Annotated in this window: 9 protein-coding genes; 8 read left to right on the forward strand and 1 reads right to left on the reverse strand. The window is 69.3% G+C overall.

Going from position 1 to position 11,544, the window contains the following annotated elements:
• On the reverse strand, nucleotides 1–525 hold a 525-nt coding region (locus VGV06_10785), incomplete at its 3' end, for a hypothetical protein (GenBank protein HEV2055641.1).
• 546 nt (nucleotides 526–1,071) lie between these two features.
• Here VGV06_10785 and rimO point away from each other — a divergent pair.
• The 8 genes from rimO to alaS all read left to right on the forward strand — a co-directional run bounded on the left by rimO (nucleotide 1,072) and on the right by alaS (nucleotide 11,382).
• The gene (rimO, locus tag VGV06_10790; GenBank protein HEV2055642.1) at nucleotides 1,072–2,382 is read left to right on the forward strand and encodes a 30S ribosomal protein S12 methylthiotransferase RimO; all 1,311 of its coding nucleotides are present in this window, start codon (nucleotides 1,072–1,074) and stop codon (nucleotides 2,380–2,382) included.
• Nucleotides 2,383–2,415: 33 nt separating this feature from the next.
• A complete protein-coding gene (locus VGV06_10795) occupies nucleotides 2,416–2,850 on the forward strand; it encodes a phosphatidylglycerophosphatase A (protein ID HEV2055643.1) in 435 nt (144 codons plus the stop codon).
• Nucleotides 2,851–2,861: 11 nt separating this feature from the next.
• Nucleotides 2,862–4,070 carry a nicotinamide-nucleotide amidohydrolase family protein gene (locus VGV06_10800; protein HEV2055644.1) on the forward strand — a complete coding sequence of 403 codons (1,209 nt, stop codon included), beginning with the start codon at nucleotides 2,862–2,864 and terminating at the stop codon, nucleotides 4,068–4,070.
• Nucleotides 4,070–4,660 carry an RNA 2',3'-cyclic phosphodiesterase gene (thpR, locus tag VGV06_10805; GenBank protein HEV2055645.1) on the forward strand — a complete coding sequence of 197 codons (591 nt, stop codon included), beginning with the start codon at nucleotides 4,070–4,072 and terminating at the stop codon, nucleotides 4,658–4,660. The genes VGV06_10800 and thpR overlap by 1 nt, the downstream gene beginning before the upstream one ends.
• Nucleotides 4,661–4,816: 156 nt before the next feature.
• Entirely contained in the window at nucleotides 4,817–6,943 is a 2,127-nt protein-coding gene (recA, locus tag VGV06_10810; protein HEV2055646.1) for a recombinase RecA, read from the forward strand.
• A gap of 8 nt (nucleotides 6,944–6,951) precedes the next feature.
• Nucleotides 6,952–8,112 carry a type IV pilus twitching motility protein PilT gene (locus VGV06_10815; protein HEV2055647.1) on the forward strand — a complete coding sequence of 387 codons (1,161 nt, stop codon included), beginning with the start codon at nucleotides 6,952–6,954 and terminating at the stop codon, nucleotides 8,110–8,112.
• 2 nt (nucleotides 8,113–8,114) lie between these two features.
• A complete protein-coding gene (locus VGV06_10820; GenBank protein ID HEV2055648.1) occupies nucleotides 8,115–8,654 on the forward strand; it encodes a regulatory protein RecX in 540 nt (179 codons plus the stop codon).
• A 25-nt stretch (nucleotides 8,655–8,679) separates the two neighbouring features.
• Nucleotides 8,680–11,382, forward strand: coding sequence for an alanine--tRNA ligase (gene alaS / locus VGV06_10825; GenBank protein ID HEV2055649.1), 2,703 nt, complete (start codon nucleotides 8,680–8,682; stop codon nucleotides 11,380–11,382).
• Nucleotides 11,383–11,544: the final 162 nt, after the last annotated feature.

Below are 11,544 nucleotides of genomic sequence, written 5' to 3' on the forward strand. Positions count from 1 at the left end.
GACACCGGTGACGGCGAGGGGTCTGAGCCACGCCAGCGGCTCGGACAGGTCACCGAATCCCTTGCCGAAGAGGATGGCGGGCTTGAACACGTCGAACGACTCGGCGCCGATCTTGGGCTGTCCCGTGCCGCCCGCCGCCCAGCCGAAGGCGACCGAGATGATCGTCTCGTGGGCGGCGCTGGTGAAGGCCTGGTACTTGAGCGTCATCTCGAGATTGCCGAACCCGCTCTCAGTCTTGCCGTTTGCCGCGGGATCGAGGAGGTTCCAGTCTCCGGCGAGGGTGAGGCCGAGGTCGGGGAAGATGCGCTTGGAGAAGTCGCCCGCGATGGAGGTCACCTGGCCGCCCGGCTCCCTGATGTGGAGGACGGTCGGCAGGGACAGCTCGTCCGCGACGAAGGGGTCGTCGATCGTCAGCGTGGTCGGGAAAAAGCGCTTGCCCGCCATCCCGTGCGCGGCCGCGAGCGCGGGCCAGGCGCAGAGGCCCAGTGCGGCGGCCAGTGCGGCCGCTAGATAGCGCGATGCCATGGGACTCCTCCAGTCGGTGAAATGGAGACTCGGCCGGTGCGCCGAGGCGCGCGGCGGACGTCTGCCGGAGGATCCTGGGCGAAGCGGCGGGTTAGCTTGGGAGCGACCGGGGGGAGGGAGGCGCTCTTCCGGAGCCGGGCTCTCTCCAGGCCAGGCGCGGCGCGTCCCTGAGGCCGGGGGTTCGCAGCCGGGCCGAGGGTGAGACCGGGCCCAGGACCGGCGGTGGCTCGACTGCGGTGGCCACGATGTGTGACGCGGCGGCGGCGACGGGACAAGTCTCGTCGGGCGCGCCGGCGGGCGCTCCGCCCTGCTCGTCATGAGCCTGCGCCTGCGCGGGCAGGTGGTGGACCGAGTGGATCGCGCCCACGAAACCGTTGATCCCCAGCACGAGTGCCGAGGTCAGGAGCGCTACCACGCAGGGCCTGGGCGATCGGAGCAGGCCTGACATGGCGGGTACCATACACCTGTAACCTCTGGCGCTCAAACTCGTTCCGACGAGCCGCGTTTGACTCACCATGACGCCCTGTGGGATCATAAAGCCGCGTCATGAAAGTCCATTTCACCACTCTCGGCTGCCCCAAGAACCAGGTCGACTCCGAGCTGATGCTGGGCATGCTCGCTCGGTCCGGCCACGAGATCACGGATGCCGCCGAGACGGCCGACTGCCTCGTCGTCAATACCTGCGCCTTCATCGACCGGGCGCGCGAGGAATCGGTCCAGACGATTCTCGAGCTGGCGCGCGTGAAAGAGGCGGGCCGCGCGCGGGCGCTCATCGTGACCGGGTGTCTCACCCAGCGCTACGGCGGCGAGATCCTGAGCGAGATCCCTGAGGTCACGGCCATCCTCGGCACGTCCGAGCTCGACCGGATCGTGGATCTCGTCAACCAGGCCGACGGCAGGCAGGACTGGGTCACGAGCGCGCCGCCGGGCTATCTCTACGACTCGAAGACTCCGCGGCTGCTGACGTCGAGGGTGCCTTACGCGTATGTGAAGATCGCCGAAGGCTGCGACATGGGTTGCACCTTCTGCGCCATCCCCCAATTCCGGGGCGCTCACAGGAGCCGGAAGCTCCCGGACATCGTGGCCGAGGTCGAGGGGCTGGCCAGGCAGGGCATCCAGGAGGCCATCCTCGTCTCCCAGGACACGCTCGCGTACGGCCGCGAGCTGCCCGGCAACGGCGACATCGGCGATCTGCTCCTCGCGCTGTCTGACACGCGGATGCCGTGGATCAGGCCCATGTACCTTCATCCCGCGCACGTGAATGACCGCCTGGTGGACAAGTGGCGGCGCGCGCGCGTCGTGCCGTATCTCGACATGCCGGTGCAGCACGGCGACGATGCGATCCTCCGAGCCATGCGCCGCGCGGTGACGGCGCGACGGATGAAAGAGATCGTGGCACAGTTCCGCGAAACCATCCCGGGCGTCACGATCCGCACGACGGTCCTCGTGGGCTTTCCCGGCGAGACGGACGCCGTGTTCGACAACCTCCTGTCCTTCGTCGAGGACGCGGCTTTCGACCGCCTGGGCGTCTTCACCTACTCGGTCGAGGAGGGCACGCCGGCGGCAACCATGCCTGACCAGGTGCCCGCGGACGTGATGGTGGCGCGCGCGCACCAGGTCCAGGACCTTCAGGACCGCCTCGCCTGGCAGCGTCAGAAGGCGCTCTACGGCACGAAGCAGACCGTCCTGGTGGACGGCGCGAGCGTCGATCCCGCATTCCCCTTCGAGGGGAGGACGGCGGGACAGGCGCCGGAAATCGACGGGGTCGTCTACCTCCGCGATCCCAAGCTCAGCCCCGGACGCTTCGCGGAGGTCCGCATCGTCGAAGTGGACGGCTACGAGCTCGTGGGGGAATAGCCGATCCGCATCGCGGACCGCCTGGCCTTCGTTATCGCCAGCGGCGCGGGCGCCGGCTACTCCCCCGTTGCGCCCGGCACCGCTGGCAGCCTGGTGGCGGCCGTCGGGCTCTGGCTCATCCCGTTTTCCCGCGTCGGCCTCTGGGCCGCGCTGGCGGCGGTCGTCGTCGTCGGCATCTGGGCCTCGCACCGCGTCGAGGCCGTGCTCGAGCGCAAGGATCCCGGCGTGATCGTCATCGACGAGGTGGCGGGCATGATGGTGGCGGTCCTGCTCCTGCCCCGCACCCCAGGTGTCCTCCTCTGCGCATTCCTCCTTTTCCGGCTCTTCGACATCTGGAAGCCCTTCCCGGCGCGCGAGGCCCAGGCCCTGCGCGGCGGCTTCGGCGTCGTGGTGGACGACCTGATCGCGGGCGTCTACGCCCTCGTGCTGATCATGGGCGCGCGGATGCTCTTCGGAGTGCCTCGGTGAGCCGGGCTCATGTGCTGACGGTAGCGGACGGCGCGGCCGACGACAGGGCGGCCCGTGACGTGGCGCGCGCGCTGGCCGCAGCGGGCACCCTGGTCGCGTCGCGCCAGGTGGTGGACCCGAGCGAGGCGGCGCTCGAGCCCGCGCTGCGCGGACCGCTCGAGGGCGGCGGGCTCACGGTCGTGCTCGCAGAGCCCGGCGGCTCGGCGGGTGAGCTGGTGCCCCGCGTGGTCGCGCGCCTCACGGGGGCGCGACTCGTCCTCAACGGGCGGCGCCTGGCGCTGCTCGAGGCCGGGTTCGCCCAGCGCGGCCAGGCCATGCCGAGGCGGCTCGACAGGCTCGGGCTCTTGCCCAAGGGCGCCCTGCTTCTGCCGTCGGCGCCCGACGGCTGGGATGGTTGGTCGCTCGCGGGGAAGAACGGAGTCCTCGTCGTCCTGCCCCTGGGCTCGCCACACCTCGGGAGTATGGTGAGCGACTTTCTCAAGGCGCCGGCCGGACTCGAAGCGGCGGAGGCGCGGGTCCAGCGCGTGCTCCTGACGACCGGACTCGAAGCGGCGGATGCCGAAGCGCGCGTCGGCGCATGGCTCGGCAAGGAGGGCGACGTCACCGTCTCCTGCGTGCCCGTCGAGGGCGACGTCCACGTGCGCCTGCTCGGGCGCGGCGCCACTCGCGCGCTGGCCGAGGCCGCGCTGGCGCCGATCGAGGCCGAGGTGCGCGCGGCGCTCGGCGTCGACTGCTACGGCCAGGACGACGACCTTCTCGAGTCGGTCGTCGGGCGGCTCCTCTTGGAGCGCGCGTGGACCGTGTCGGTCGCCGAGTCGTGCACGGGCGGGCTCCTCGGCCACCGGCTGACCAACATCGCGGGCTCGTCGCGCTACGTCGAGCGCGGGGTCATCGTCTACTCTAACCGCGCCAAGGAAGACCTCCTGGGCGTCCCCGAGCCGCTCCTGCGCGCCCACGGCGCCGTCAGCGCGCCCGTCGCCCAGGCCATGGCGGCGGGCATCTGCCGCATCTCGGGCTCGCCCTGCGGCTTGGCGGTCACGGGCATCGCCGGTCCCGACGGTGGCAGCGCGGAGAAGCCCGTCGGCACGGTCTACATCGGCTGCGCGACGCCGGCCGGTGTCGAGACGCTCCGCTGCCGCTTTGCCGGCGACCGCGTGGCCATCAAGTGGCAGTCCTCGCAGACGGCGCTCGACATGCTTCGCCGCCGGCTGGTGCGCTGATGCCGCGGGCCTTCGTCGCCGTCCTCCTGGACGAGCAGACCAGGCGCGCCGTCGCAGCGCAGATCGACCGCCTGCGCCCGCTCTCCAAGGCCGTCGCCTGGGTGCCGCCCCACAACCTCCACCTGACGCTCAGGTTTCTCGGCGACCAGACGGAGGAGCAGTCGGCGGACGTGGTGCCGGCGCTCGAGGAGGCCGCCTCGGGCGTGCCGACCTTCACGCTGAGTCTCAAGGGGTTCGGCGCCTTCCCCGGCCTCGACCACCCACGCACCCTCTGGGTGGGCGTCTCCGAGGGCGTGCAGGAGGTGCAGCGGCTGCAGGCCCGCGTGGCCGAGGCGCTCGAGAGCCTCGGCGTCTCGATCGAAGCCCGCGCCTGGCAGGCGCACGTCACCATCGGCCGGGTCACTGACGAGAAGCGCGGGCGGCGCGAGGGCATGCCGGAGCTCCGCTCGGCGGTGATGCGCGGGGTAACCGTGCCCTTCGGCTCGATGCCCGTCGCCTCGATCGCGCTCATGCGGAGCGACCTCTACACTTCGGGGGCTCGCTACACGGGCATCGCGTCCGTGCCGCTGTCCTCCGAGTACGACGTGTGACTTCCCGCCGCGTATCGCTTTCGCGACATTGACACGCCGGAAGAGCGCGTCAGGATGGATGTGTCGGACGCGCTGATTGACTTTGGGGTCCACGGGCCTCTACAATGATGAAACTGCTCGTCGAATTAGGCGTTTACGCGCCTCGGAGGAGAACCCATGGCTGAAGTAGCGAAGAGCGATCGGCGTCAGGCCCTCGATCTGGCCATCGCGTCCATCGACCGCCAGTTCGGCAAGGGTGCCATCATGCGCCTGGGCCAGGGCAGCGTGTTCGACGAGATCTCGGTCATTCCCACGGGGGCCTTGTCTCTGGACGTCGCGCTCGGCATCGGCGGCATCCCGCGCGGCCGCGTCACCGAGATCTACGGCCCGGAGTCCTCCGGCAAGACGACGCTGGCGCTGCACATCATCGCCGAGGCCCAGCGCATGGGCGGCACGGCCGCCTTCATCGACGCAGAGCACGCCCTCGACCCGATCTACGCCAAGAACCTGGGCGTCAACACCGACGAGCTCCTGATCTCCCAGCCCGACACGGGCGAGCAGGCGCTCGAGATCGCCGAGACGCTCGTGCGCTCGAACGCCGTGGACGCGATCGTGATCGACTCGGTCGCGGCGCTGGTGCCGCGGGCCGAGATCGACGGCGACATGGGCGACTCGCTGCCGGGCCTGCAGGCGCGGCTCATGTCCCAGGCGCTCCGCAAGCTCACCGCGGCCATCGCGCGCTCCGGGGGCGCCGTCATCTTCATCAACCAGATCCGCGAGAAGATCGGCGTCATGTTTGGATGTCTTTCATATGACACGAGAGTCATCCTCGCTGACGGTAGGCCGGAACGAATTGGCCGAATCGTCCGTCGGCGGCTACCAGTTGAGGTGCTTTCCTACGACCCAACGAACGGGCGAATCGAACCCCGACGTATTGTCGACTGGTTCGACAATGGCGTGACCGATTCGTTCATCCAATTCGAGGTCCGAGGTGGGCCGGCTAGGCGACGCACTTTCGCGGTGACACCGAATCACCTCATCTTCACGCCGAAGGGCGAGGTGCCCGCAGGCCACCTCAGGGTGGGGGACGAGGTCCTGTTCAGCATGCCCGACTACAAACTGACAGAGGAGCAGTGGCAGGTGCTTGTTGGAGGAAGTCTTGGTGATGGCTCCCTCAGGCTGGTAGGGAAGCATTCAGCCCAGTTCCGCGTAGCGCATGCCCCGCGACAGAAGGACTACCTGGCCTGGAAGCATCGGATGCTCCTTCCATTCTCTCGCCCCATCGGTCCTGTCGGCAACGGGATCGGCTTCAGCACTCTCTCCATGCCTGCTCTCGTGCCGCTAAGACACGCGCTCTACGGGGAAGGTGGCGTGCGGACGGCTACAACGCAGATCCTCGAGTCCCTGGACGCCAGGGCGCTGGCCGTGTGGTATGCGGATGATGGGTCATTCATGGGCTCCTACGCGCGGTGGGGTAAGGGCAAGGCGGTGCTATACAATACGTCGCTCCAAGTAGAAGCGCGTTCACTTGTTGTTGCCGCTTTGGAACGAATGGGGTTGGGTCGACCGCGCGATGATGGTCGTGGCTTTTGGTTCAGTTCTGAACAAACCGCGCGTTTGCATCAGCTCCTGGCGCCCCATTTGCACCCCTCGATGGACTATAAGCTTCATCCAAGCCAGCGTGGGCGATTCACTTGGCACCCGATCGAAGAGGGCGAGGATACCCTCTCGCGGCGCCGCCATCTCCGCGCTGTGCCAGTCGAAATCACTAAGCGATACATCAAGCCTGTGAGCCGCTCGATGCACCGCTTCGACCTCGAGATCGAGGACCACCATACGTATCTGGCGGACGGCGTGGTCGTGCACAACTCGCCCGAAACCACGACGGGAGGCCGGGCTCTCAAGTTCTACGCCTCCATCCGTCTCGACATCCGCCGGCAGGAGGCGATCAAGAACGGCACCGAATCGATCGGCGTGCACACCAAGGTCAAGGTGGTGAAGAACAAGCTCGCGCCGCCGTTCCGCGAGGCCGAGTTCGACGTCATCTACGGCGAGGGCATCTCGAAGGAAGGCTCGGTGCTGGACGCCGCGGTCGAGCAGAACCTCGTGGAGAAGTCCGGCACCTGGCACACGTACGGGACAGAGCGGATCGGCCAGGGCCGCGAGAACGCCAAAAAGTACCTCAAGGACAACCCCAAGGTCCTGGCGGCCCTCGAGATCAAGGTGCGCGCGGCGTTGGGCCTGAAGCCGGTCGGCGGCGCGCCGTCACCGGTGCCCGCCGAGCCCCAGAAAGCGGCCAAGTAGGAGCGACCATGGACTTCCACCATCTCCTGACTGAGTGCGTGAAGCGCAGCGCCTCCGACCTGCACCTCAAGTCCGGCTCGCGCCCCATCGTGCGGGTGCACGGACACCTCGAGACGCAGGACGACCTTCCGGCGGTGACGCGCGAATTCATGCGCAAGACGGCCATGACGCTGCTGGGCGAGCTCCGCTACAACGCGCTGATGGAGGGCAAGGAGATGGACCTCGCCCACACGGTCCCGAGCATCGGACGCTTCCGCATCAACGTCTTCCTCTGCCAGGGCGACGTGCGGGCGGTGCTCCGCCACATTCCCGAGCGCATCCCGGCCTTCGAGGAGCTGCACCTGCCCAAGGTGCTGGAGCGGCTCTGCCTCGAGCGCCGCGGCATGGTGCTGGTCACCGGCATCACCGGCTCCGGCAAGTCCACGACGCTCGCCGCCATGCTCGACTTCATGAACCGGACGCGCAACGACCATATCGTCACCATCGAAGACCCTGTCGAGTTCGTGCACGAGGACAAGAAGTGCGTCATCAGTCAGCGCGAGATCGGCCAGGACTCGACGAGCTTCGCGCAGGCGCTGCGCGCCGCCCTCCGCCAGGACCCGGACATTATCCTCGTCGGCGAGATGCGCGACGCCGAGACGATGGAAGTGGCGCTGCACGCCGCGGAGACGGGCCACCTGGTGCTCTCGACGCTCCACACGCTGAACGCGACCGAGACAGTCAACCGCATCATCTCGATCTTCCCGCCGCACCAGGAGGACCAGATCCGCGCCCAGCTGTCCGCCGTCATCCAGGGCGTGGTCTCCCAGCGCCTGGTGGTCCGCGCCGACGGCAAGGGGCGCGTGCCCGCGGTCGAGGTCATGATCATGACCGGCCTCATCCGCGACTCCATCCGCGAGAAGCTCAAGACGCCCCAGATCCCCACCGTCATCGCGTCGGGGCAGGCGCAGTACGGCATGCAGACCTTCGACCAGTCGCTGCTCGGCCTCTACCGCGAGGAGCTCGTGACGTACGAGACGGCGCGGGACGCCGCGACCAACCCCGACGACTTCGACCTCAAGGTCAAGGGCATTTTCTCGACCGGTGAGATGACCTGGGACGCGAGCAGCCCCGGCTTCGTGGGCGCCCCCACGGTCGGCAGGCTGCCGGGCCCCGCCAAGCGGAACTAGCCGTGGCGTCGCGGGGCCGCCGCGCGGCGCGCGGGCCCCGGGAGCGGCGGGAGCTGGACGCCAAGGCCGCCAAGCTGGCGGCCTTCGACCTTCTCGCCCGCAAAGCCTGGAGCGCCAAAGATCTGACGAGCCGGCTGAAGCGCCGCGGCGCGCCCGACGAGATCGCGCGCGCGGTGGTCGCCGAGCTGGCCTCCCGAGGCTACGTGGACGACGCCTCCTTCGCGCGCTTCTGGGCCGAGTCGCGCGCGCGGGGGCGGCGCGTCGGCAGCCGCCGTCTCCGCCTGGAGCTTCTCCAGAAGGGCATTCCGCGCGACGTGGCGGCCGCGGCGGTCGCCGCCGCCTTCGAGGAGGCGCCCGAGGCTCTGCGGTGCCTCGAGGCGGGACGCCGCCGGCTGCCGGCCCTCCTGCGGGCCGGTCGCGAGCGGGCGGCGCCGCGGCTGCGGGACTACCTCGTGCGCCGCGGATACCCCCTGGCGGAGGTGATGCGGACGGTCGCGGCGCTCACCGGGACGCGCCCCGACGGGGACGCACCGGCCGACTGACCCCCGGTATAATGACGCCATGTCCATGAGCGGCAGCGAGCTCCGCCAGCGCTTCCTGGAATACTTCCGCCACCACGGGCACACCGTGGTGCGCTCCTCCCCCCTCGTGCCCGCCGACGACCCGACGCTCCTCTTCACCAACGCCGGCATGGTCCAGTTCAAGAGCGTGTTCCTGGGCGAGGGGCGGCGGGAGTACAGGCGCGCGGTCACCGCGCAGAAGTGCGTGCGGGCGGGCGGCAAGCACAACGACCTGGAGAACGTGGGCCGCACGGCCCGGCACCACACCTTCTTCGAGATGCTGGGCAATTTCTCCTTTGGGGACTACTTCAAGGCCGAGGCCGTGGCCTTCTGCTGGGAGCTCCTGACGGGAGAGCTGGGGCTGCCCAAGGACCGGCTCAAGGCGACCGTCTTCACCGACGACGACGACGCGTTCGCGCTGTGGAAGAAAGTGGCCGGCTTGGGCGACGAGCGCATCCTGCGCTTGGGCGAGAAGGACAATTTCTGGGCCATGGGTGACACCGGCCCCTGCGGGCCGTGCTCGGAAGTGCACTTCCACCAGGGCGACCACTTCCCGTGCCCGGAGGAGCAAGCGGGCCGGACATGCCTTGGCCCGGCCTGCGACTGCGACCGCTGGCTCGAGATCTGGAACCTCGTCTTCATGCAGTTCAACCGGGACGCGTCGGGGACGATGACGCCCCTGCCCAAGCCCTCGATCGACACGGGCATGGGCCTCGAGCGGATGGCCGCCGTGATGCAGGGCAAGCAGTCCAGCTACGACACCGACCTCCTGCGGCCGCTGATCACCCGCGTCGAGCGGATCGCGTCGAAGCGCTACGGTGCAGATGCCGAGCACGACGTCTCGATGCGGGTCATCGCCGACCACGCGCGCGCGGCCACCTTCCTCATCACCGACGGCGTGACGCCGTCGAACGAGTGGCGCGGCTACGTGCTGCGCCGGATCATGCGCCGGGCCATGCGCCACGGCCGCATGCTCGGGCTCGAGCGGCCCTTCCTCTGGGAGGTGACCTCGACCGTGGTGGAGATCCTGGGCGGCGCGTACCCGGAGATCATCGAGGCCCGCGGGCGCGTCGCGGATGCCGTGAAGCAGGAGGAGGAGCGCTTCAGCGAGACGCTCGGCCTCGGCACGGCCAAGATCCACGAGTACCTCGAGGCCCACGGCCACGACCCGCGAAAAATCGCCGACGGGAAGTTTCTCTTCACGCTCTACGACACCCATGGCTTCCCGACCGATCTCGCGCAGGAGGTCTTCCAGGACGCCGGCTGGTCCGTGCCGCCGGAGGCGATGCAGCAGTTCGAGACCGAGATGGAGGCCCAGCGCGAGCGCGCGCGGGCGGGCGCTTCATTCGGCGCTCGGCTCACCGCTGGCGGCGCGGCGGCCGCCGAGGGCGACGGCACGGTCGAGATCTATCGCCAGCTCTCGGCGCAGATCGCCAGGCCCGAGTTCCTCGGCTACTCCCAGCTGGCGACGCCCGCGCGGGTCCTGGCCCTGGTCGGCGAGGGACGGCGGCTCACCGAGGCGGTGCAGGGCCAGGTCGTCGAGGTCATCCTCGACCGCACGCCCGCCTATGCCGAGTCGGGCGGCCAGATGGGCGATACCGGCGCCATCATGGGGCGCGAGGGGCAGGGGTCCATCGAGGACACGTACTACCGGAGCGGCCATCTGATCGTCCACCGCGTCCGCGTCAGCCGGGGGAGGTTGAGGGAAAACGAAGAGGTGGCGGTGTCCGTCGAATCGGCCCGGCGCCAGGGGTTGAGGCTCCATCACACGGGGACCCACCTGCTCCACGCGGCGCTCAGGAGGGTCCTCGGCACCCACGTGATGCAGGCGGGCTCGCTGGTCGCGCCCGACCACCTGCGCTTCGACTTCTCCCATGGCGGGCCGCTCAACGACGGCGAGGTTGAGAAGGTCGAGGATCTCATCAACGAGCACGTCCAGGCCAACATCGTCGTCACGCAGGCCGAGATGGATCTCCAGGCCGCGCTCAAGAGCGGGGCCATGGCGCTGTTCGGCGAGAAGTACGGCGACCGCGTGCGCGTCATCCGCATCGGGGATTTCTCCACCGAGCTCTGCGGCGGCACGCACCTCGAGGCCACCGGCCAGATCGGCCTCTTCAAGGTCGTCTCCGAGGGCGCCGTCGCCTCTGGCGTCCGCCGCATCGAGGCGGTGACGGGCGAGGCCGCGCTCCGGCACGTGGGACAGGAGGAGGCGGCGCTGCGCGAGTCGGCAGGCCTCCTCAAGATCCCGCCGCTCGAGCTGCCGCGGCGCCTCCAGAAGCTCCTCGACGAGCAGAGGCAGCTCGAGAGGCAGGTGCAGCAGCTCGAGGCGCGCCTCGCGAAGAACACGGCGCACGAGCTGGCTGCGGGCGCGAAGACCGTCGCGGGCGTGACCGTGCTGGCGGCGCGCATCGACGGCCTCGACGCCGAAGGGCTGCGCTCGGTCGTGGATACGCTGCGCGAACGCATGGGCCCGGGCGTGATCTGTCTGGGATCCTCGATGGATGGAAAGGTCGCCTTGGTGGCGTCCGTTTCCAAGGACCTGACGAAACGCATTCAGGCCGGGAAGCTCGTGCAGGAGGTGGCGCCGCTCGTTGGCGGCAAGGGCGGTGGTCGGCCTGACCTGGCGCAGGGCGGCGGCACCGACGCCTCACGGCTCGACGAAGCCTTGGCCCTTGTGCCGGTCTTTATCGAGCGCGCGTACAAGGTCTAGCGCCCCGGCACGCTTCACCCGCCGTCCCGACTGGAGAGGACCTCGTGAATTCCGCCGTGCTGTTCGACTTCGGGGGCACGCTCGACGCCGACGGCCTGACGTGGAAGGAGCGCTTCCACCGCCTCTTCGAGGCCGAGGGCGTTGCCGTAGAGCCCGCGCGCT

The sequence above is a fragment of the Candidatus Methylomirabilota bacterium genome, from assembly GCA_035936835.1.
Taxonomy (GTDB): Bacteria; Methylomirabilota; Methylomirabilia; order Rokubacteriales; family CSP1-6; genus AR37.